Here is a 23,482-nt window from a genome sequence, read left to right as displayed (position 1 = left end):
AGAACCATGGAATCAAAAAACTTCTTTGATGACGTCTATGATGTCGTTCGGCAAATACCCGAAGGGCGCGCTACTTCTTACGGTGCAATCGCTACTTTTTTAGGGACAAAATTGACAGCCCGCATGGTCGGCTGGGCGATGAACGCCTGCCACGGAATGCCCGATGTCCCTGCGCACCGCGTGGTGAACCGTGATGGAATGCTGACGGGCAAACACTTTTTTGGAACGCCTACGGCTATGCAAGAACTGCTGGAGCTGGAAGGTGTGAAAGTGAAAAATGATAAAATCGTAGATTTTAAAAAAGTCTTTTGGAATCCTTCGGACGAATTGTTGTAATTGGCACGATAAATGTGCGGCTACCTAAAAAAACTTGTAATCATGCGTTTTTTTTCGTTTTTTGTACTGTTTCTTGCCAGTTATATACTTCATTCACAGGAGGTTCAGTGGGCTTCAAAAGTCATCGGTGTATCTTCCGAATATGCTCAAGGAAACGGCGCACAGTACCGCCCGTTTCAACTTTTGGGTAAACCCAACAAACTTCCTCAGGGTGAAAGTGGCGCGTCGGCTTGGCGGCCAGCGCAACCTGACGCGGGCGAAGAATGGATAAAAGTAGGATTTGAAACTCCCGCGCAGATTCGCCAGATAGTAATCGCCGAAAACCACGGAGCAGGTTGTGTAACAAGCGTTGTAGGGTATGATACCGACAACAAAGAATATACTTTTTACAAATCCAAGCCCGAAGCAAGTAAGCGTGGCGCAGGAATGCACCGTATTTGGCTACCGCAACTCACGGCGTTTAAAGTAACTTCTTTGAAAGTAACCCTTAACACGCAGTTGGTAGAAGGTTGGAACGAAATTGATGCCATCGGTATATCTGCTTCCGAAAAGCCCGTCGAGGCCATGATTAATCTCGCCAAGAATGTTCCAAAAGAATTGAAGAAAGAAAACCTTGGCCCTAACGTTAACTCCAAAGCCAACGAAGTAGCACCCGTAATTTCTCCTGATGGACGTACAATTTATTTTACCCGCTACGACCATCCTGAAAATATTCGTACTTCCGAAGATTACGATGTTTGGTACGCCGAGGAAAAAAATGGCGTTTGGCAAAAAGCGCAGAACATGGGAAAGCCCATCAATAACGCCCAAGAAAATTCCATTTGTTATATCTCTCCCGACGACCGTACTGCGCTCTTAATGAATATTTATCACCCCGATGGAAGCTTGTCGAAGGGGGTATCAGTGAGTCGTAAAAATCGCACAGGCTGGACAGCACCACAAGAACTACGTCTGCAAAGTTATGTCAACGAACACTCTTTTTCGGGGTTTTACATTGGTCCCAACGGAAAAGTAATGGTATTGTCGTTGCAAGATGGAAATACCAAAGGAGGGGCAGATTTGTACGTGTCTTTCCAACAAGCTGACGGTACTTGGTCGCCCGCTAAAAACATGGGTGCTGATTTGAATACAGCCGATGACGAGTTTACGCCTTTTTTAGCTACCGATAACCAGACGATTTACTTTACCTCCAGTGGTCGTAGCGGATACGGTGAAATGGATATTTACGTAAGCCGTCGTTTGGACGAAACCTGGACGCGTTGGTCGGAGCCAGAAAACCTTGGCCCTGCTTTTAATACCTCCGATTTTGAAGCCCATTTTACCATTCCTGCTTCGGGGGCGTATGCGTATTTTTGTTCGTCCGAAAACTCATTGGGCGAGTTTGACATTTTCAGAATGAAGCTTCCAGAGCAGATTCGCCCCGTCCCGACGGTAATGTTGAAAGGAGTAGTGCTTGACCAAACGACCAAGCAACCAGTAGCAGCCGAGGTAATTGTGGAAGATTTGGATCAAAAACAAACCCCTCAACGCATCGACTACGACCCTGCTGTGGGAGATTTCAAAGTGGTCCTAGATACCCAAAAACAATACGGACTAACGGCGCAACGAAAAGGGTATCAGTCGGGGGGAATGGTCATTGATTTGACCAAAGAAACGCAGTACCGCGAACTTCGCCGCGAACTCGTTTTATCACCCATTGAAATTGGTCAAAAAGTGACACTAAACACGATTGGCTTTGCCCAAAGTAAGTTTGATTTGTTGCCTGCTTCCTTGCCAGAATTAGATCGAATCGCGCAGATGATGACCGAAAATGGGACGATGGAAGTACTCATCGAAGGGCATACGGACAACGTCGGGGACTTTGATGCTAACTTGCAATTATCAAAAGATAGGGTAGAAGAGGTGAAGCGTTATTTGGGTACAAAAGGAATTACGGGTAACCGAATTCAGACCAAAGGTTATGGCCCTACACGGCCCGTTTCTCCCAATACGACGGAGGAAAACCGCAAGAAAAACCGCCGCGTAGAGTTTACGATTTTGAAGAAATAGTTCTGTGAACCATATAAGACATTTAAGAGCACATAAGCTTTTCTTATAATTCCTTATATGTCTTATATGGTTTAAAACTAGAAAAAATCATATTTTGATAAAATTGAACCGAAGGAAGTGTAAAAATATTTTCTTTGATTTTTTTGTTTAATGCTATATTTTCTTGATATTTGTTTAAGTAAATATCTCACTTCAAAGAGACTTTGTTCTTTCTTTTGTCTATTTTTGAGTTATGAGTAGCTTACCCTACAATGCTACAGCTCATCAATCAACCTACAAATTAAAAGCCCTCTAAGAGGAAACCCTGCCGAAAATCATTCGGTACAAGAATCCATTGTTTTATTCGTTTTTGCTTTTCAAGAAAGCCCTACTTCAATCACTACTGCTATGAACCGTTTTTCAATTTTATATTTGTTCAAAGGAAGTTTTTATCACCTAACGTACGCGACGCGTCCCGAGGCGGAAGATGCGATTAAAAATTTTTCCCAAATCTCAAAAGGATTGCCTTTGGGGATTTATGATGCTAAAACAGAGCTGTTTATCTGGGAAACTGCGCGCGAAAAAGAATATAATCAGCTTGCGATTGAGGAGCAAGGTCGGCGTGGAAACGAAATTATTTCCATAATCGAAAAACTGAGAGCCTCGGGCCTCGAAATTGCTCCTGTAGAAGAAGAGCCTGAACGCCCATTGACCCTGCCAGACGAAGAGTCTAAGGAAATGCCTTTAAAAGGAAGGCGTTTGGCGAAGGCTATAACGGAAAAATAGAGAAAAGAAAAGCGTCGGTGGGAAATTCCCCTGCCGACGCTTTGCCATTGATTTCTCAAAACCGACTTCTATTTGTGAACCAATGGGGTTACTCAATTTCAATCGTGCCTCGTAAATAAAGTTTTACTTGGCCTGCTATTTCTACGCGGTCGCCGATAAGTTTTGTTTTTAAAACACCACCACGAGCAGAAACTTGCAGGGCTTCCATCTCGGTTTTGCCCAATTTCTCAGCCCAATAAGGCGTGAGTGTGGTGTGTGCCGAACCTGTCACGGGGTCTTCGGCGATGCCCGACTGTGGCGCAAAGAAACGCGAGACAAAATCAACTGAATCGCCAGGAGCAGTGATAATGACACCTCGTGCTGGTAAAGTTGATAAAACAATAATATCAGGTTGAAGTGTGCGTACTTGTTCTTCCGATTCTAATACCGCCATAAAATCGGTTTTACCACGTAAAATTTCAACGGGAGTGATGTCGCCCAACGCTTCTAATAAAGCAGGAGGCGAAAGCAACTGTTTGTGAATGCTGTCAGCGGGGAAGTTAAGAACAAGCCAATCGCCTTCCTTGCGAACGTTTAAAATACCGCTTCGAGAGTCGAAATTTATTTCGTCGTGGGCATAATTTTCGAGGGAAAACAATACGTAGGCGCTGGCCAATGTGGCGTGGCCGCAGAGGTCAACTTCCACCGTAGGGGTGAACCAACGAATATGAAAACCTGCTTCCGTTGGGACGTAAAAGGCCGTTTCGGCCAAGTTGTTTTCAGCGGCTATGGCCTGCATGGTTTCGTCGGGAAGCCATGAAGTAAGTGGTACGACAGCGGCAGGATTACCGCCAAAAACTTTGTCGGTAAACGCGTCGAGTTGATAAAGTGATAATTGCATAAGAGAAATTAAAAGAACTAAAATACGCCGTTATTGTGCTTTGGCGGTGTATTTAGTAGGGTAAGTCTTTTGTTGAAACTGGTCAAAAGGCTCTTTTTGGTGATTATTGTCGCCAAAATATGCGAGCACTTGGTGGAACATACGCGGTTCCAAATAACCAGCAATCGGTTGGATGAGGTTCATTTTTTCATCCATGAAAACCGTGGTTGGATAGCCCGTTACTTTGCCATTGATTAGGCTACGGAACGACACTTTTCCAAACATTACGTCGGCATCTTTTTCAGGATTGTATTTTACGGCGTAGAATTTCTTGTTTGTAAATTGAACTACCTCCGCATTTTTGAAGGTGTTTTTATCCATTACTTTGCACCATCCGCACCACTCTGTATATAAATCAATCCAAATTTTGCGTGGTTGCTTTTGGTTAAGTTTGTAGGCTTCTTCCAACGTCACCCACTGAATTTTGGCTTCTTCGGTTTTGGGTTCAACGGATTTGAAAGCCATAAGGCTTACCATTACAGTAGTGATGACGGCGGCGATTCCAATCTTTTTCATGGTTTGGCGTATTATTTTAAGATGATTGTTTAACGTTTAAAGTTTTCAATTTGTTCCAGTACAAATACCAAGCCATTTTTGTAGTTACCTCACAGCCATCGCTTTTACAAATTCACGTTGGACTTTTTGATAGATTTTAGTCCGCGAAGGGTCGGGGTGGTAAGTATCTGCAAACCGAACGTATTGATGAACGCCTTCTTCCAAAGTGTCAAGTTTTCCCAGTGATTTCATCGCCAACAAAGTCGCCCCAAGGCAGCCGCTTTCGTTGCTTTCATTAACCCGAACGGGCGTATTGAAAATATCGGTTAACAATTGAACCCAGAATTTTGAACGCGTAAAACCACCGTTGGCGTGCAAGATGCGGCTTTTGTTGAGTTGGGAGTCGATAATTTGACGAATTTGGTTAAGGTTCATCATTACTCCTTCCAACGTCGCGCGGGCCATGTGAGCTTGGGTGTGTTGCCATTGCAAACGTTGATAGCTTCCATAAGCGTGGGCATCCCAAACGGGCGCGCGTTCACCCAAAAGGTAGGGGACAAACAGTAAGCCATCGGAGCCAGTCCCGATGCTTTCGGCCATGGCAAGAAGCTCACTTGTGTCTTTTAAAAGTAAGTGTTTAGAAAGCCATTCGAGGACGTTACCGCCGTTGTTGGTAGGGCCTCCAGATACGTAATGAGTTTCGTCCAAAACGTAAGTGAACAAACGCCGTAGAGGGTCACGGGCGGGTGTAGCAGCCGTTTGTCGAACCGCGCCACTGGTACCAATTGTGAGGGTGGTGACGCCCATATCCAATGCTCCTGAACCTAGATTGGCCAAACAGGCATCGCCTGCGCCAATGACAAATGGAGTACCAACGGGAACGCCTAGTTGCTTGGCAAGACTTCGTTGGGTGAGTTTTTCTTGGTGATAAGTTGGAACTAGGTCGGAGAGTTGGGAGGCGTTAATACCCGCATAGTCCATGGCCAATGCACTCCACCGAAATCGTCGGTTGTCGAGCAGGGCGGTTCCTGAGGCCATCGAATAGTCGATTTGGAATTTTCCAAAAAGTCGGTACCAGATGTATTCTTTTTGGGAAACAAAACGGCTGATTTTTCCAAAAACGGCGGGTTTTTGTTCGCGAAACCACACCATTTTGGTCAATGGTGCGTAAGGATGGGCAGGTATGCCTACTTGCGGGTACAGTTTTGCTAAAACGGGGTGGGTTTTAAGGGTATCAGCTTGGGCTTCGCTGCGGTTGTCTGCCCAAAGGAGCGAACGCGTAAGACGGCGGTTTTGATTGTCGAGGGGAATGACGCTGTGCATGGCCGAACACAAACCGATGGCTTCGATGCTGGCGTTTTTGTGGCGCAATTGCTCCGAAACTTGCTGGATGACAGCGATGAACAAACCATAAATTTCGTCAGGATTTTGCTCAACGTAGCGCGGTTTTGGGTGGTAAGTAACGCAGGCTGCCGAGGCATGTGCGACGGTTTCTCCAGCTTCGTCGATAGCAGTTGCTTTGACATTGGTAGTGCCAATGTCCACCCCAATCCAGGTTTTCATTCGTTAAAGTTATTTTTGGTTACTGATAGTTTTTCATCGTACGGGGTTATGAGTAACCCCTGTTTTGGTTGTGAGCAACCAAAAGCACATTTGTACGTTTGCCCTTTGCCTCTTGCCAACTTGCCCTTTATATTTTCACAGGAACAAAAATCAAATTCTTTTTGCTAAAAAACGTGCCTTTCCATGTGCCAAGCCCTTCAATTTTGTAGGTGGGGGGGACAGACAAAATTGTGGCTACAACACTGTGGATTTGCTGCTTGGGTGCCATCGTTTTTGAAAGTTTTTCTACAAGCGGCTTGTGTTTTTGGTCATAATCAGGAATCATCTCTTGGTATTTGACCAACACCCCTGCAGATTTGATTTTGCTCGTTCCGCCAAATACCATTTTATCCACCAAGTCAGCTTGTTGTTTCACTTCATTGGTAGTGCCTTTTTCATTCTTAAAAAGCCGTAAAAATTCATCGGCACTTTTACCGTCGGGGCTGTAAAAGTTGAAGCGCAATAGGTACTCTCCTGGGTCGATTTCGTGGGAAGAAATATTTTCAACAGTTGCGTCAACGATGTAGTAATCAAGCGAATAGTCTATTTTAATGACATCGTATTGGCTGTTGGAGGGGTCGGGATTGAATTTTATAAGGTTATGAACGGTGATTTTTATTTCGTCGTTTTTTAAAACAACGTTTACAGGAATGGTTTGGGTTTTACCCGTTATTTGGGAGGTTTTGGTATTCGAGGCAGTTGCAGTGGCGGACGATGATATGCCACCTAGCGCGGTTACTTTGGCGTTTGAAAAATCGGCTTTACTTTCTGATTCAATGGTGATTCCAACGAAGGCATCTTTGGGTAAATCGTCGATGAGAACTGTGGGGTGAAACTTCTGCTCAATATCAATGCTAGTGATTTTGGCTTTTGAACGTTCACCTTTAAAATTTTGATACTCAACGGCATCGCCGACTTTTATAAGACCTTTTATATCGGTAATGTTCGTGGAAAATGCGGTCGGAGTATTGCCGATAAACGCCGTGCCCGTTGTAAATGAAAATGTACGGTTTACTGGCAAAGTGGGTTTCACTAAATCGTGTGATGACAGGGTTTGACCCGCCGAAATGGTGCCTCCGAGTACGTAAAGTACTTCATCGAATTTGGTGACTTGGCCTGCGGTTAGTGGGTCGCTGTAGCTTTCGAGATAGGCGTAGCCTTTTATAATCCCGTTTTCAAAAAGGGTAAACTCCGATCTATTTTTGGCTTCGCCTGACAAAACTTTAAACTGTACTTGGTAGATGATAATCCCATTTTGTTGACCTGCTTTGGTGGCTTTAGTCAATTGAATTTTGGTATTTTGGGCAAACAAAAACGTGAAACTCAGGAGAAAAAAGAGAAGCGAGAGGTAGGTTTTTGAGGTAGCCATGGTAGTTGAAAGTTATTATTCTTCGATGGGTACATTTCGTTTGAAGGCTGCCCCAAAATCAATCAGCGATTCGGTTTTGAGAACGCCAGGGATATGGTCTATTTTTTCGTATAAAACTTTGCGCATGTGCTCGTTGCTGCGTGCTACGATGCGAATATAAAGCGTATATTTTCCTGTAATATAATAACACTCAGTGACTTCGGGGATTTGCTTGAGTGCGTCAATAATTTTTTCAGAATCGGAGTCTTCTTTGAGGGTAATGCCCGTAAAAGCCCCCCATTCGTAGCCTAATTTTCGTTCGTTTAATACAATCGTGCTTCCTTTTAAGATACCAATCCGTTTCAACTTTCCTACCCGTTGATGCACCATGGTATTCGAAATCTGTAAATCGTCGGCGATGGCCGAATAAGCTTTGCGGGCGTCTCGTTCGAGTTGCTGCAAAATAAGTCGGTCATATTCGTCAAGTGGTTCTTCCATAATTTTTGATACTCAGAGGATAGAGAATGTAATAAAAGTGCGTCGGGTCAAAACCCGACGCACAAGGTCTTCGTCAGACTATTTAGGGTCTAATGCCTTCTTAATGCGGAAAACGCAATCTTGAAGGTGGTATTTTGTCATTTTGTCGGTAATGGTTGGAAGTGCCGCTTGAATTTCGCCTTGCAACGAAGTCAAGTGCGCCCGTACCATCGACTGCACGTCGTTTTTGCGGATGTCCACCGAAGGAGCTACCACTGCGCCAAACATTTTCATCGGAGTAGTAGTAGGGAAACCAGCTGCCGCAGGTGCATTCAGCGTTGCAATCATGCGCTCGACATAGATTTTTTGAAGGTTGCGGCGGTGAGCATCAGCTGCTTTGCGCGTTTTTAGTTCTCCCCAAACTCCGCCTTTTACATCGGCAAATAGCTCGTCCATTGAGTAAGCATCGGTCGTTTTTTCCGTCATCTCAATCATCCGTTGGAGGCGGTCACTAGCAAAAAGGCTATTGAGGGTAGTTTCCTGAATTTTTGAAATAAAATCAACTCCCATGTCAGGACGAATACGACGCAAAATGTTTTCGTCTAGTATCCACTTAGGCGTGTTGAAGAGTTGCTGATTTAAGAATGCAACCGCATCTTTTTGCATTTTTTTAGGCGTTGGCTCATATACAGCCCCTTCTTGGTCCATTGATTTAGGTGTTTCGTAAATACCGCCCACGTTTTTGGTTACGTGACCCATATAACGACGGAACTGCGTCACCACTTCGTTGAACCCTTCTTCCAACATTTCGTAGTCTTCTCCTTCTTGCTTGGTCCACTCGATAAGGTTAGGCACAATGCGTTGGAGGTTTTTGATACCGTAGCCACTGGCTAACATGGCGTTGTCACCGATGTCTTCGTTTTGTGAACGAGGGTCATAGGGGTTGGTTTCGGTCAAGAACCACAAACGGCGGTTGGGAAGGGCTTTTTCTTTGTACCATTTGTTCAAAACAAGCTTATCTTCCTCGGCAGTTTTGGTGTCATAAATGGGTTTGTATGCCCACTCAATGGCCCAAATGTCGTAGTCGCCAATGCGAGGGAAAAAGTCAGTTACGCCATCTTCGGGTTGGGCTACGTAGTTGAAACGAGCGTAGTCCATGATAGACGAAGTGTGGCCATTTTTGGTAATAAATTCTTTGTCGCGGAGTTTCTCAACGGGTGTTGCCGTTGATGCGCCGTAGTTGTGACGAAGGCCAAGCGTGTGTCCTACTTCGTGCGACGACACAAAGCGAATGAGTTGCCCCATCAATTCATCGTCAAATTTATTCTTGCGTGCACGTGGGTCAGCGGCAGCGGCTTGGGTCATGTACCATTTTTTGAGGAGTTTCATCACGTTGTGGTACCAACCGATGTGGCTTTCCAAAATCTCTCCCGTACGAGGGTCGTGGACGTTGGGGCCGTAGGCATTTTCAATGTCCGAAGCAAAATAACGAATCGCCGAGTAGCGCGCGTCTTCCATGCTGATGGTCGTGTCGTTGTCGGCCAAAATTTCGCCACGGATGGCATTTTTCCATCCTGCTTTTTCAAAAGCTACGTTCCAGTCATCAACCCCCATTTTGAGGTATTTACGCCATTGTTTTGGCGTAGCAGGGTCAATGTAGAAAACAATCGGTTTTTTAGGCTCAATCAACTCACCACGGCGCTGACGCTCTTCGTCGGCTTTGTTTTTAGGTTCCAAACGCCAACGAACTACAAACGTTTTGTCTTCAGTGCGTTGTGAGTTTTCGCCATAAACGGTATAACCATTGGCAAAATAACCGACCCGTAAGTCAAACAAACGTTGTTTCATCGGTACGGCAGGTAGAACAATAAATGAGGTGTTTAGCTCCATTGTCACTGCCCCTGCAATCGAGCCTGCGGGTAAGTTGACCGAAGGAATAGGGCTTGTAGAAGGTCCAAAACTTGGGGTAGGAGGGGTAACGCCGTAGGTTTTTACCACCTTTACTTCCGTGTTGATTGGGAAAGACTTGATGCTCTGAATGTAGGTACGGTCGTTTTGAATCATCGTCAATTTGTAAGCCTGACGAACGATAGGAGCCATTGAAATAACGGTATTGTCGCTTTTAAAAAAGTCTGTTACTTCAATCACTACTGAGGTGTCTTTGCGAACGGCTTTCACATCAAAAGCCATCGCAATGGGGTCGAGGTTAGAGTTGCGAACAGCTTTGTAAATAGGCGAATTGACATCATCGCTTACGTTGATAAAAGCCACCGAACGCATGAAAATCTTGTTTTCGGGGCCTTTTTCAAAGCGAACTACTTGGCGATTAAGCAATTCTCCACCGTAGGCAGGCAAACCTACCGACCCAGGTGTGGTACTAGACTGGGAGAGGCGCGTGATGGCCATCATTTCGCGACCGAGTAGCGAATCAGGAAGTTCAAAGAAGTATTTTTCATCAATTTTATGAACGATGAATAAGCCCTTGGTCGTCTTACTTTTGTCGGTAATTACTTCTTTGTAAGGCTTGGGGCCTGCCTTAGGGGCAGCGGCTGGTGCTGCGGGTGCCGTTGCCGTTGGGGTGCCACTGGCTGCGGGTGGCGTGGTGGGGCGGCGGTCTTGCGCGATGGCCGAAAAGCTAAGTGCTGTGGCCAAAAAAAGGAGTTGTTTAAACATGTTAACGAAAGTTAGATTTGGTTTTATAGCGTGTTTGAAATTAAAAAACGGTTTGTAATTTAAGCGTTTAAAAGAAATTTGACTTGTTAAAAATTGAAAATAAGTTAAAATGTAACTTTACAAAAGTAATAAAAATTGTTGGCTTCAATCTCTAAAACCACCATGACAACCGAACTTACTCAAACCGACTATCTTATTGGCCTTGAAAAGCGCTACGGAGCGCATAATTATAAGCCCGTGCCTGTGGTTATTGAGCGCGGGGAGGGTGTTTTTGTGTGGGACATTGAAGGCAAACGTTATTACGATTTTTTGTCGGCATACAGTGCTGTTAATCAGGGACATTGTCACCCTCGCATTGTAAATGCCTTGACAACACAGGCGCAAAAACTGACGCTGACATCGCGGGCGTTTCATAATTCTGTTTTGGGTGAATGTGAGAAGTTCTTGTGCGATTACTTTGGCTACGACAAGGTGTTGATGATGAATTCAGGGGTAGAAGGCGGAGAAACGGCGCTCAAACTGACCCGTAAGTGGGGGTATTTGGTGAAAGGAATTCCCCAAAACCAAGCCAAAACGGTTTATGCCGCAGGAAACTTTTGGGGACGTACACTCGCGGCCATTTCGTCGTCAACCGACCCCGAAAGTACCAACGATTACGGCCCGTTTTTGCCTGGCTATATGATTGTTCCTTATAACGACTTAAAAGTACTCGAACAAACCTTCCAAGCCGACCCCAACATCGCAGGTTTCATGGTGGAACCTATTCAGGGTGAAGCGGGCGTAGTAGTGCCCGACGAAGGCTACTTGCGGGGAGTGAGAGAATTGTGTACTAAATACAACGTCTTGTTTATTGCCGACGAAGTTCAAACGGGACTTGGGCGTACGGGCAAGCGTCTTGCTTGCGACCACGAAGGCGTGAAACCCGATATTTTGGTATTAGGAAAAGCGCTTTCGGGCGGCGTTTATCCCGTTTCTTGCGTCTTGGCCAACGACGAAATTATGCTCACCATTAAGCCAGGCCAACACGGGTCAACCTACGGTGGAAATCCGTTGGCGGCGGCGGTGACGGTAGCGGCGTTGTCGGTGTTGGAGGATGAAAAATTAGCCGAAAATGCGGAGCGTCTTGGGGAAATATTCCGTGAACGAATGCGGGTAATCCAGCAAAAAACGACCCTGATTGAAACCGTTCGTGGAAAAGGATTGCTAAATGCCATCGTGATTGCGACCGACGAAGAAAGCCCCTTGGCGTGGCAAATTTGCCTCCAACTCAAGGAAAAAGGACTGCTTTGCAAACAAACCCACGGCAATAAAATTCGTTTTGCCCCGCCATTGGTGATTACAGAAACGCAAATCCACGAAGCTTGTGATTTGATTGAAGAAGTGATTTTGGGGGTGGAAGTGGTAGAATCTTAAATGGAATGAGAAGGGGCTATTTATTGGCCTTCTTCATTTCTTCTTCACTGAGTTTAGGTTTTCGTCCCATTATATCCGATAGTATTTTCCATTTGCCATTCTCAATACCCATGACAATCAATACCGAATTGTAGTTGTCAGAAATCACTCCCTTATCCTTTATCTTTTGCCATTCCATTATGACAAGAATGGCAGTACTTTCATACTGATAGAGTGTTTCACTGATGACCTTTGCCTCCAGTGCCTGAAAGTTATTTTTTGTTTGCCTTTTAGTTAAGCCATCCAAATTTATGGGCTTACCATCAACACCATGGTAGAAAAATCCTTTGGAAAGAATCTGCGCTCTTAAACTATCTCTTTGGCTAACATTGCGAACGTTATCCATAATTTTGGCTTCCTGCTCAAGTAGTGCAAGAACTTCTTTATTTGGAGGGTGTGTCCCTTCAAATTTCATTTGCGCTTTAATAGCTTGATTTAGAACGGTTAAGGTAATGAAAAAGAACAGTGTTTTCATAGCAAAAGAGTTGGCTTATCAAGAATAGTTTCTTATGCGTTGTGTGATATGTTTTTCAAAAGGTGATTTTGGGGTGGAATCGTAATCTCAATATATAGTTAAACAAAATCCCTGTGAAGTTTTCAAAATGAGAATTTCACAGGGATTTTTAATGAGAGAAAAAGTTGTATATTTTATAAAAGTAACGGAACTGAAAGCGTATCGGTTTCGATGACGTTGCTTACATTGAGTGCGCGGTCGCGGATTTTAATTTGGAATTTAACGGTTGTCAGCTTTGAGTTTCGTGAATAAGGAAAATACACGGCATAATCCAATAAACCTTCGATGGGGCCTCTTTTGCCGTCGGGTTTAAGCACAGGAAAAAATAGTTTGGAGTTAGCTGCTAACGTTACTTCTTGGTACTGATTTCCGCTCACTCGACGGAAGGTTTTGAGCTCATAATTTCCCCAAGTGTCATACTTTGCATTGGTGCGGTTTTCGGTGCTTTCGCCTAAATCGCCATCGCCATCTTTGAAATTGATGGTGATGACAACCGAGTCTTGTTTGGCTTGTGAGAAAGGCTCAATCACCTCAAACTTATCAATGCTATTGAAGCCAATTTCGGGAACGGGGCTGTAGTTGGGAGGAGTAAAACAACCAGTTGTCGAAATGGCAAATAGTAAAAGAGTAGCAATAAAACGAACGAAGCCCTTCATCTTTCTTGTTAAGTTTGTTCCAAATATTGGATAAATTTAGTAGTTATTAATGCTTTGTCAATCGGAAATTGAAATTCGACCCTAGTAAAATGCCAATTTTGCCCAATTTACGAAATGCTGTACGAACCTTAACGGCCGATACGTTTGAGGAGGTTGCCTTGCAGGTGTTTCATTATCAGGCGGTTCATAGCCCCATTTACCGTCAGTATCTTTCCCATTTGCGAATTCGCCCCGATCAAGTTAACCGTATGTCGTTGGTTCCGTTTTTGCCGATTGGCTTCTTTAAACACCATCAAGTAGTGACGGGGACCCCCAATATACAAACAGTTTTTGAAAGTAGCGGTACAACTGGAACCCAAACTAGCCGACATTTGGTGGCGGACTTGGGCTGGTATGATGAAATCAGTACCGAGATTTTTGAAAAAAGCTACGGCTCACTTTCTGACTTTCACCTGTTGGCATTGTTACCTTCGTATCTTGAACGAAATAACTCCTCGTTGGTGTATATGGTTCAACAATTTATTGCAGAAACGCAGTCGCCTGTCTCTGGGTTCTTTTTGCATAATGTAGATGAGCTATTAGCAACACTCAAAAAATTAGTACAACAACCCGACGGTCGGAAAGTAATTTTGTGGGGGGTGACGTTTGCATTGTTGGATTTAGCAGAGTCGAAGTACGACCTGTCGTTTTTAAAGGAATTGCCCGAATTGGTGGTAATGGAAACGGGCGGAATGAAGGGACGCCGCCGTGAAATGCTCCGTGAAGAAGTACACGCTGAGCTCACGTCGGCTTTTGGGTTAGAAAACATTCATTCGGAATACGGAATGACGGAGCTTTTGTCACAGTCGTATTCAAAGGGAGATGGGGTTTTTGAGACCTCTCGCACGATGCGAATCCTACTTAGAGATATAAATGACCCTTTCTCTGTAACAGATTCCCCACAGCTTGGAATGAGGTACGGCGGTATCAATGTGGTTGATTTGGGTAACTTAGATTCTTGCTCATTTTTAGAAACCCAAGATTTGGGTCGATTTGTTGGTGATTCCTCTTCCCAATTTGAAGTGATTGGGCGGTTTGATAATTCGGACGTGCGTGGGTGTAATTTGTTGATTTAGTGTGTCTTTGGTTTCTCAAAACCAAAGCTAGAGGTTGCTCACAACCTCGTGAAGATTGAGTCGAGGTTTTGAGAAACCTCTTGCAAGATTGTGGCAGTCGTTTCGGTTTTGAGAAACCGAAATCACGTATGCTGAGAAACCGAAATCATGGTGTGAGTGTGCCTTTGGTTTCTCAAAACCAAAGTGTGATGTTGCTTACAACCTCGTGAAGATTGAGCCGAGGTTTTGAGAAACCTCTTGCAAGATTGTGGCAGTCGTTTCGGTTTTGAGAAACCGAAAGCCACGTATGCTGAGAAACCGAAATCATGGTGTGAGTGTGCCTTTGGTTTCTCAAAACCAAAGCAGAGGTTGCTCACAACCTCGTTTAAAAAACATCTCTGTAATGTAAAAGCTCAGATTGGATGTTAACCTTCCAGTTTTCATAAAATTTAGCACTCGAAAATAGATAACCGCTTGGCTCTGTCACAAGACCCGCTTTTACTGGATTGTTGTGCATATAATCAAGCTTTATTTCGCACATTTTCCTGCTGTAAATTACTACATCATCAAACTCATCGTCCCAAATTTTGTAATGCTGACTTCTATATTCATACAGGATTTCAGGTAAAATATGAGGATAAAATCGTGAGATGTGCGCGCGTAGTTGCAGGGAGCTATATTTTTTAAAATCTCGAAGGTACTTTGATAAATAATTTCGGTCTTCGAAAAATAGCATGAAATGAATATGATTACTCATTAGCACATATCCCAAGAGTCGTGCAGAGTAACGTTTATTATAGAAACGAAAGTTGTCAAGTACAATATTAAATGCCTGCGTATCTAGTAATAAGAACTTGTGTTGATAACAGGAGGTAGTAATGAAAAAACAGCGTTCATCCTCTGAGCCAGAAATTCGTTTTGTTCCCATAAAACAAGTTTTTATTCTCTGTAATACTTGCTTTGCTGAAAAAGTCACTTGGTTTTTGGGAAACCTCGTGAAGAGTTGTCGTAATCGTTCATAAGATTGCGGTAGTCGTTTCGGTTTTGAGAAACCGAAAGCACGTGGTGCGAGTGTGCCTTTGGTTTCTCAAAACCAAAGTGTGAGGTTGCTTACAACCTCGTTAAGATTGAGTCGAGGTTTTGAGAAACCTATTGCAAGATTGCGGCAGTCGTTTCGGTTTTAAGAAACCGAAAGCACGTGGTGCGAGTGTGCCTTTGGTTTCTCAAAACCAAAGTGTGAGGTTGCTTACAACCTCGTTAAGATTGAGTCGAGGTTTTGAGAAACCTATTGCAAGATTGCGGCAGTCGTTTCGGTTTTAAGAAACCGAAAGCACGTGGTGCGAGTGTGCCTTTGGTTTCTCAAAACCAAAGTAGAGGTTGCTTACAACCTCGTGAAGATTGAATCGAGGTTTTGAGAAACCTATTGCAAGATTGCGGCAGTCGTTTCGGTTTTGAGAAACCGAAAGCCACGTAGTGCGAGTGTGTCTTTGGTTTCTCAAAACCAAAGCAGAGGTTGCTTACAACCTCGTGAAGACTGAGCCGAGGTTTTGAGAAACCTCTTGCAGGATTGCGGCAGTCGTTTCGGTTTTGAGAAACCGAAAGCACGTGGCGCGAGTGTGCCTTTGGTTTCTCAAAACCAAAGTGTGATGTTGCTTACAACCTCGTGAAGATTGAGCCGAGGTTTTGAGAAACCTTGTGCAAGATTGCGGCAGTTGTTTCGGTTTTGAGAAACCGAAATCACGTGGTGCGAGTGTGCCTTTGGTTTCTCAAAACCAAAGTAGAGGCTGCTTACAACCTCGTGAAGATTGAGTCGAGGTTTTGAGAAACCTATTGCAAGATTGCGGCAGTCGTTTCGGTTTTGAGAAACCGAAAGCACATACGCTGAGAAATCGAAATCACATATGTAGAGCAACCGAAATCACGTACGCTGAGGAGCCCAAATCACGGCGCTATTTCCAATTCAACTTCGACAAAATCAGCCACAGGTGCATCGCAAAGTGAACATAAATAAGAGGAAGGTAAAGGAAGTGGCAGATCCGCAACCGTCTGACAGTGCTTACACTGCATTACGCTTTGGGTAGGAGCGGGTTTTATTCCCGACGTTTTACGGGTGATACTTGCCTTTTTATCCGTCGAAAGTTGTTCGTAGTATTTCAGCGTAAGGCGTCGAAGAATTTCTGGGAGATTCTTACGGGCAACATCGCCCGCAAAAACTTCCCATTCCGTATTCCCAATGTAAAAATCAGGAGAATGAACTACGCGAAAACGCTGATACTCCGTCGATAATGGCTCAATGACAATCGTCGATGTCGTTTCGGCATTACGGTGACCAATGCCAAAACTAAGGCTAGATGTCCGAATGCGCAGTCTTTCAAAAGCTTCGACCAGTTCGGTTTTAAGGCGCAATGCCGACGCGTCAGCATCGGGGAGCTGCCAGTTGAGTTCGAGCGACGAATAATGCGTATGTATCCCCCAGATTCCTAAGAGTTTTTCCCACTGATAAATCGTCTCTTTTGGTATATCGCGAACGATGAATGTTTTGAAAGGTGTCGGATACAAACGCCCGATTTTAGTGTTGATGCAAAGCTGACAAAGGGCTTCTAAAAAAGCCGTGTCAAACTCGTTGTCGCGCTGGTATAACCCCATCCAATAGCGGTCATCGTAGCGGTAAATACCCTCGTGGTGCGGGTAGGGTTTGGGTGTAAGCTTTAGTTCTTTCTGAATGGGGCGCGTTCGTCCCGTAAACGCTTTTGAAACATTCCCGTACAGTTCTTCAAAAGAACAATTAGGCGGTGGATTTTCCAACCATATTTTTTCAATGTGCTGGACCCAGGCCGCAATTTGTTCCCCATCAATAAGTTTGGGCCAGACATGAATGCCCCCTAACTCGGATAAATTGATCACCAAGTACCAAAATGAGGGCGTAGGGGAAGCGATAAAATTAAGCTCCCCCGTCAACGGTCGAATCAACTCCTGCGTGGGGTCGATGAGGTTAATTTTGAGACGTGGTCGAAAGGTAAATTCATCCAAAATATCAAGGTAATCGCCCGACCGAAGCCAAGAGAGCTGGGGAAAGATATTTTGAGCTACCAACGACGAAACGATGTTGGGATGCACAGCCGCGGTTTCTTCTACTCCAAACCCCTCCGACATTAATTGCGATCGAAGCAACGAGCGTTGAGAATCGGTGCAAGGAACGAGCAAATCTTGGCGAAAACCAACTTCAATTTTGCCCAAAGCCCATTTTTTGGCTAACATGGCCAAACGTTGAAGCTCGTCGGGGGTAATGACCCCACCTTGGGTAGCGATGCGGAGGTATGGCATAGTGGTTTGGTTAGGTAGAAATAGCTGCTAAGTATTTTTTTACTTCTCTTTCTGCCTCGCTGTTAAGCTGAACAGACGAGTCAAAAAGGACGGTTCGGGTTTGTTCGTAGATAACAATGGCTTTGTTTAAAGAAGTTACCAACGACGTTTTATCTAATAAGGCGACAGTTGCTGACAGTGCCTCAAAATCAGCTTCGGGGAGTTTTGTTTCAACTTTTCGTACGCCACGGGGCTGGTTGCCATTTTTGATGTGCAAAAGAGGCCCTAAAACAACGATTCTCAAAAAGGCCAGAAAGTCAGCAGCTTCCGTTAACTCTCCTCGGCCAATTTTTAGAGCGCCGTAGTGGATCCACACCCAAAAACGGTCTTCAATCCATTGATAATCAGGATAAGGCCAAGCGGAAGTCGTTTGCTGGATAATTTTTGTTAAAATCTCATCCCGTTCCCACACCACAACGGGGTCTTCTACGCGCTGGTAAAATTCGTCGGGTGTCAAAAACTTGATGTCAACGTGCAAAAGCGGATTCCCGTACAAACAAATCAACACGCGCGGCTCACCGACGTGTTCACCCGTAAATGCGGAGAGAACGTTGCCGAATCTTTGTGCGACTGATTTCATTTGCGCAGGGTCGGTCGAGAGCCTCGTTTTTGAAACAAGTACTAAGTCCAAATCCGAGTACGCGTCCATTTCTTGCGTAATCCAAGAACCCGCTACCGCTAGGCCGAGCATGTCGGGAGATTCTTGTAAAACAGCGACAACTTTGTCGATAAATGCTTGAAAAATAGTGTCTTGCATAAGCTAGTTCGTTTTGGGCAATTATCGCAAAACCTTCGGCATTGGCGAAAAGTTCATCCTTGCCCAAAAATTAAGCTTTGACCAGCACATCCTCCAAAATTGCCTTTACTTCCAATTTACAACTGCCACAGCCTGTTCCTGCTCCCGTTTGCTGGCAAAGTGATTGAAAATCATGGCAGCCCGCTACAATCGCCTCTCGAATATTACCATGGCCGACGTTATTGCAAGAACATACGATTTTTCCTTTCAATGCAGGGGCACTTTTGCCACTTCGTAGCAGCTTTAGCCGCTTGTCCGAAAGTTCGGTTTGGTGCTGAATCAGTGCTTTGTATTCAGTAAATTCTGATTTATCGCCAAACAAAATAGCCCCCACCAGTTTATCTCCTTGAATGATGCACTTTTTGTAAAAACGTTTTTGCTTATCTGAAAAAATAACTTCTTCAAAGTCAGCCCCAGCGCCATTGGCAGGGATTTCGGTCATCCCCAAAGAACATAAATCCAAACCTTCCATTTTTAAGATATTCATGGATAGGGTAGGGCGGTAGTAACTTTGAATGTCGCCGTTGAGGTAAGCACAAAGCGCCTCGGCTTGTTCCTCGGCGGCAGCGGTGATGCCAAAAAGTTGTCCTTCAAATTCGGCCACTTCACCAATGGCAAATACGGCTGGGTCGGAGGTTTGAAGGTATGCGTTGACCACAATGCCTCGTTGTACGTCGAGGCCCGACTTGCGGGCAATTTCTACGTTGGGCGTTGTGCCAATGGTCAGAATCACCGCGTCGCAAGTCAATACACGCCCTGAGGTAAGGCGAAGTCCTTCCACGTGTTGTTGGCCAGTGATGTACTTTACTTCGTCGTTGTAAAAAACATCAATGCCTCGGTCGGTGAGTTCTTCGTGCAAAAGCGAACTAGCTGTACCATCCAGTTGGCGATTCATAAGCCGTGACCCTCGGTGAATAATGGTCGATTTGACGCCAATTTCTCCCAATGAGGCGGCTAATTCTAAGCCCAATAACCCACCACCCACCACCACGACGTGGCGCGGAGCAGAAGTTGACACAAGTTGATTCAAATAGTTGGTCAGGCCATCGGCATCTTGGCGCGTTCGCATGGTAAAGACCCCCACCAACGATGTATCATAGTCGCGAGGAAGTGCCGAACGACTTCCAGTCGCAATAATCAAACGGTCGTAGGAATGGGTATTCCCTTGAGAATCAGTGACTGTTTTTTTTGTGCGGTCAATTTGTTCAATGCTGACCCCTTCGTATAGATGCACCAAAGCGCGTTCGTCGTCTGGCATTTTGAGCAATTTGTCCCAAGATATAGCACCGCTAATGTAGTCGGGAAGCATCACGCGGTTGTAGAAAGCAAAGGGTTCTTTGCTGAAGACATGAACTTCATCAGTGAGGTTATGCTGGCGGTGAGCAGTGACAAATTTGTAGGCCGCCGCTCCCGCTCCAATCACGATGATTTTTTCTTTTGGTTTACTAAATTTTGTGACTTGAACCGCCGCAAATTTAAAATCGGGTTCTTTTGAAAGCGGGTCTATGAGGTCGCTGGTGAGGTTGTTGGCTCGGGCAGCATTGCTTTGTAAAATTTTCCCCCAGTGCATCGGCAAAAAAACAACCCCTTGCCGAATGTCAGTAGTGATTTTGGCAGGTACCTGAACTTCCCCACGGCCATTTTGGATAACGACGATATTGCCTTCTTTGATGCCTCGCTCGGCTGCATCCGCGGGGTGTATTTCTAAAAATGCTTTGGGAAGGTGTTGCGTGAGTTTGTTGACCCGTCCCGTCTTGGTCATGGTGTGCCACTGGTCGCGAATCCGCCCCGTGGTCAGAACCAACGGAAATTCTTCAGAAAGGGCTTCTGATTGATTTTCGTCGGGTACGGTTTTGATTTGAGCCTTTCGAGATGGGGTAAAAAACTGCCCGTCTGCAAACAGCCGAGGTGTTCCGCTGGATTGTATCGAAGGAACAGGCCATTGGATAGTGCCGTTCTCACGAAGACGCTCATGCGACAGCCCACTCATATCCACGTTGGTACCTTTGGTGAGGCGAACGTGCTCGTCGTAAATCGCTGCGGGATTTGGATAATTGAAGGCATACCCAAACCCCATCTTGTGGGCAAATCGTACGATGATTTCACTGTCGGGAAGGGCTTCGCCAACGGGCTCGTTGAATTTGTTGAGGTACGAAACCCGCCGTTCAGAATTGGTCATGGTGCCCGTTTTTTCACCCCAAGCAGCCGCAGGAAGCACTAAGTCGGCATAAGCAAGGGTATCCGAACGATTGGAAACATCCTGAACCACCACAAATTTGGCCGCTTTGAGGGCTTCTTCGACGAGCTGTACGTTGGGTAAACTTACCAGCGGATTGGTACACATGATCCAAATTGCTTTCATGCGGCCGTCTTTGAGGGCCTGAAACATCTCGGTGGCCGAGTAGCCTGGTTTGGGGTTGAGCGAAGGTACTCCCCAAAAATCAGCGACTTCTTGGCGGTGCTGCGGGTCAGCCAAGTTGCGGTGGGCTGGTAGGAGATTCGATAGCCCACCTACTTCTCTCCCTCCCATCGCATTTGGCTGGCCCGTCAACGAAAATGGCCCAGAGCCTGGCTTGCCAATGTGCCCCGTAATGAGGTGCAAATTGAGCAATGCTAGGTTTTTATTGACCCCAATCACACTTTGATTAAAGCCCATCGCCCACATCGAAATAAAGCTTTTTGACTTACCAATGTACTCCACAGCTTGGTGAATATCGTGGAGGCTAATGCCGCAAATTTTGGCGGCTTCGCGCATGTCGCGTTCAGCTACTTTTACTCGAAAACTGTCAAAGCCTTCGGTATGGTTTTTTATGAAAGGTTCATCAATGTAGCCCCTAGAAATCAATCCTTTGGCAATTGCATTGAGTAATGAGATGTCAGTGCCAGGCTTGATTTGCAAGTGCAGGTCGGCCAAGCGTGCGGTATCGGTACGACGAGGGTCAACGACAATCAGTTTGACGCGCGGATTGGCGGCCTTGTGGGCTTCCATGCGGCGAAAAACGATGGGGTGGTTCCAGGCAGGATTGGCCCCTGCCACCAAGAAACAATCGGCGAGCTCGATGTCCTCGTAGCTGCATGGAACTGAATCTTCGCCCAAAGCCATTTTATACCCAACCACCGCCGATGACATACACAAGCGTGAATTGGTGTCTAAGTTGTTGGAGCCAATAAAGCCTTTGATGAGCTTATTGACCACGTAATATTCTTCCGTCAGGCATTGCCCCGATGCGTAAAAACCAACGGAATCGGGGCCGTATTTGTCAATAAATGTCTTAAAAACGGCCGCTGCCCGCTCAAGGGCTGTGTCCCACGTCACTCGTTGCAAAGCCGCTTGCCGATTCCAGCGCATTTGTGGATATAGCAAGCGGTCGCTGCTGTCCATGACGGTGTAGTGCAAGTTCATGCCCTTCGAACAAAGCATTCCTTTGCTCGAAGGATGCTCGGGGTCACCTTCGACCGAAATGCGTCCGTCGCGGTTTTTTTTGACCAATACCCCGCAGCCTACCCCGCAGTAACAACAAGTGGTTTTGTGGATTTCTACCATTTGAAAATTTGGGTTAAACGGCTTGTAACTCTGCTTCAGGCTGCTCGATGGTGATGGTTTTGCCAAAATTGACTAGGAAAAGCAGCAAGCCCACGGTAGCCACTAGGCCGCCAATGTACATAAATGCTTGTCCGTAGGTAATCGACTGGGATTTAAACAAAAAGCCCATCAACATTCCACCAACGTTGCCTCCTGCCCCTACTACGCCCGAAATGACGCCTACTGCTTTGGGATTGACGAAGGGAACAATCGCATAGGTGCCGCCGTTAGCCATTTTCAAAAACATCGCAAAGCCGAGCATCGATACAACTGCCATGGTCAGGTTGCCTGCTTGAGCAAACAATAAAATTCCCAGTCCTTCCAAAAGAAGCATGGAGGCTAAAAGAATACCTTTACCGCGCATCCCGTATTTTTGACCGACTTTATCTGCTACAATGCCGCCAACGGCACGGGCAAAAATGTTCATAAACCCAAACAACATCGCCCAAAAACCTGCTTCCGTTTCTTCCATCTTGAAATTATCAAAGAAGTAGAGCGCTGCTACGCCGTCGAAGGTGATTTCCATGCCAAAGCAACACGCATAGGCCAATGCCAACGCCCAAACGCGAACATCGGAACAAGCTTTCCAAAAACTTACTTCTGATTTGCTAACGGCGGTGCGGTTGATTTCGTCGTAGTTGCCCGCGGGCGTGTCTTTGGTATATTTCCAGTAAATAAAAGCCATAAAAAGCATCAGAACACCAGGGACAATCATTGCTAAGCGCCAAGCGTCGGCCTTGACAAAACCAAACCCAACGATGGTCGCCATGATGAGGGGCATGGCCAATTGGGTGATTCCGCCGCCAAGGTTTCCCCAACCGCCTGCTACGGCATTGGCCGTACCTTTGATGTTGGGGGCAAACATGGCCGAAGTGTGAAATTGCGTAATGACAAACGAAGCGCCAATAACGCCAATGGCCAAACGAAACAACAAAAACGTGGTGTAGTCGTGGGCTAAGCCTACCAACATCACGGGCAAAGCACCCACGATAAGCAATGTAGTGTAGGTTTTGCGGGGTCCCCAGCTATCACACAGTTTTCCTATGATGAGTCGGGCAAAAATGGTAGCTGATACCGCCGCAATGATGGTGTTTCCGACTTGGGGTTTGGTTAGGCCCAAATCTGCCCGAATGGCAGGCATGAGTGGCGCTAAACCGAACCAGCCGAAGAAACAGACAAAAAAGGTAAGCCAAGTAATGTGAAAGGTACGCATCTGTACCCCTTTGGTACTGAGAATGTGGAGTTTTGAAAGAGGCTGATTGGAGATAAGCTGGCTCATTGCGCTTTGTTGGTTAAAAGTAGAACATGAAACCAGCGTAAGGCCTGAAGCGATGCAATAGGGTACATCCAATAACGATTC

The 23,482-nt window shown here is 45.5% G+C and carries 18 protein-coding genes; 5 read left to right on the top strand and 13 right to left on the bottom strand.

The features are described from left to right. Window positions 1-6: 6 nt before the first annotated feature. The 3 genes from DTQ70_RS15105 (at window position 7) to DTQ70_RS15095 (ending at window position 3,150) form a co-directional block, all read left to right on the top strand. Window positions 7-336 (top strand): MGMT family protein, encoded by a 330-nt coding sequence (locus tag DTQ70_RS15105; protein ID WP_122931579.1) that lies wholly within the window; start codon window positions 7-9, stop codon window positions 334-336. 42 nt (window positions 337-378) lie between these two features. Then, entirely contained in the window at window positions 379-2,385 is a 2,007-nt protein-coding gene (locus tag DTQ70_RS15100; protein ID WP_164490051.1) for an OmpA family protein, read from the top strand. A gap of 387 nt (window positions 2,386-2,772) precedes the next feature. After that, complete coding sequence (locus DTQ70_RS15095; protein WP_122931577.1) at window positions 2,773-3,150, top strand: hypothetical protein; 378 nt, start codon at window positions 2,773-2,775, stop codon at window positions 3,148-3,150. 88 nt (window positions 3,151-3,238) lie between these two features. On the opposite strand, the gene DTQ70_RS15090 is transcribed toward DTQ70_RS15095, so the two are convergent. The 6 genes from DTQ70_RS15090 to DTQ70_RS15065 form a co-directional block, all read right to left on the bottom strand. Beyond that, window positions 3,239-4,030 carry a PhzF family phenazine biosynthesis protein gene (locus DTQ70_RS15090; RefSeq protein WP_122931576.1) on the bottom strand — a complete coding sequence of 264 codons (792 nt, stop codon included), beginning with the start codon at window positions 4,028-4,030 and terminating at the stop codon, window positions 3,239-3,241. Window positions 4,031-4,060: 30 nt separating this feature from the next. Continuing rightward, window positions 4,061-4,585: a DUF255 domain-containing protein gene (locus DTQ70_RS15085; protein ID WP_122931575.1), complete on the bottom strand. Its 525-nt coding sequence runs from the start codon at window positions 4,583-4,585 to the stop codon at window positions 4,061-4,063. Window positions 4,586-4,669: 84 nt separating this feature from the next. Next, window positions 4,670-6,127 (bottom strand): gluconokinase, encoded by a 1,458-nt coding sequence (locus DTQ70_RS15080; protein WP_122931574.1) that lies wholly within the window; start codon window positions 6,125-6,127, stop codon window positions 4,670-4,672. Between the two features lie 127 nt (window positions 6,128-6,254). After that, window positions 6,255-7,535 carry a hypothetical protein gene (locus DTQ70_RS15075; protein ID WP_122931573.1) on the bottom strand — a complete coding sequence of 427 codons (1,281 nt, stop codon included), beginning with the start codon at window positions 7,533-7,535 and terminating at the stop codon, window positions 6,255-6,257. A 15-nt stretch (window positions 7,536-7,550) separates the two neighbouring features. Further along, window positions 7,551-8,012 carry an Lrp/AsnC family transcriptional regulator gene (locus DTQ70_RS15070; RefSeq protein ID WP_028527031.1) on the bottom strand — a complete coding sequence of 154 codons (462 nt, stop codon included), beginning with the start codon at window positions 8,010-8,012 and terminating at the stop codon, window positions 7,551-7,553. 78 nt (window positions 8,013-8,090) lie between these two features. Next, entirely contained in the window at window positions 8,091-10,664 is a 2,574-nt protein-coding gene (locus DTQ70_RS15065; RefSeq protein WP_122931572.1) for a zinc-dependent metalloprotease, read from the bottom strand. A 162-nt stretch (window positions 10,665-10,826) separates the two neighbouring features. Here DTQ70_RS15065 and rocD point away from each other — a divergent pair, with 162 nt between their 5' ends. Then, on the top strand, window positions 10,827-12,077 hold the full coding sequence (gene rocD / locus DTQ70_RS15060; RefSeq protein WP_122931571.1) for an ornithine--oxo-acid transaminase: 1,251 nt from the start codon (window positions 10,827-10,829) through the stop codon (window positions 12,075-12,077). A 16-nt stretch (window positions 12,078-12,093) separates the two neighbouring features. Here the strand turns inward: rocD and DTQ70_RS15055 are convergent, their stop codons facing one another. Continuing rightward, complete coding sequence (locus DTQ70_RS15055) at window positions 12,094-12,591, bottom strand: hypothetical protein (protein WP_122931570.1); 498 nt, start codon at window positions 12,589-12,591, stop codon at window positions 12,094-12,096. A 173-nt stretch (window positions 12,592-12,764) separates the two neighbouring features. Next, window positions 12,765-13,286, bottom strand: coding sequence for a hypothetical protein (locus DTQ70_RS15050; RefSeq protein ID WP_122931569.1), 522 nt, complete (start codon window positions 13,284-13,286; stop codon window positions 12,765-12,767). Between the two features lie 89 nt (window positions 13,287-13,375). On the opposite strand from DTQ70_RS15050, the gene DTQ70_RS15045 reads away from it, so the two are divergent. Continuing rightward, window positions 13,376-14,401 carry an acyl transferase gene (locus DTQ70_RS15045; RefSeq protein WP_122931568.1) on the top strand — a complete coding sequence of 342 codons (1,026 nt, stop codon included), beginning with the start codon at window positions 13,376-13,378 and terminating at the stop codon, window positions 14,399-14,401. A gap of 364 nt (window positions 14,402-14,765) precedes the next feature. On the opposite strand, the gene DTQ70_RS15040 is transcribed toward DTQ70_RS15045, so the two are convergent. The 5 genes from DTQ70_RS15040 to DTQ70_RS15020 form a co-directional block, all read right to left on the bottom strand. Beyond that, a complete protein-coding gene (locus tag DTQ70_RS15040) occupies window positions 14,766-15,356 on the bottom strand; it encodes an REP-associated tyrosine transposase (RefSeq protein WP_164490050.1) in 591 nt (196 codons plus the stop codon). Window positions 15,357-16,321: 965 nt separating this feature from the next. Then, window positions 16,322-17,704, bottom strand: a complete 1,383-nt coding sequence (locus tag DTQ70_RS15035; protein ID WP_122931566.1) for a hypothetical protein — start codon at window positions 17,702-17,704, stop codon at window positions 16,322-16,324. Between the two features lie 10 nt (window positions 17,705-17,714). Next, complete coding sequence (locus DTQ70_RS15030; protein ID WP_122931565.1) at window positions 17,715-18,500, bottom strand: aminoglycoside 6-adenylyltransferase; 786 nt, start codon at window positions 18,498-18,500, stop codon at window positions 17,715-17,717. A 70-nt stretch (window positions 18,501-18,570) separates the two neighbouring features. Beyond that, complete coding sequence (locus DTQ70_RS15025; RefSeq protein ID WP_122931564.1) at window positions 18,571-22,083, bottom strand: nitrate reductase; 3,513 nt, start codon at window positions 22,081-22,083, stop codon at window positions 18,571-18,573. Window positions 22,084-22,096: 13 nt separating this feature from the next. After that, on the bottom strand, window positions 22,097-23,401 hold the full coding sequence (locus DTQ70_RS15020) for a NarK family nitrate/nitrite MFS transporter (RefSeq protein ID WP_122931563.1): 1,305 nt from the start codon (window positions 23,399-23,401) through the stop codon (window positions 22,097-22,099). Window positions 23,402-23,482 lie beyond the last annotated feature (81 nt).

It is taken from the genome of Runella sp. SP2 (assembly GCF_003711225.1).
Classification (GTDB): Bacteria; Bacteroidota; Bacteroidia; order Cytophagales; family Spirosomataceae; genus Runella.
The sequence above is the reverse complement of the archived record's forward strand: the minus strand, read 5'-3'. Positions and strand labels throughout refer to the sequence as shown.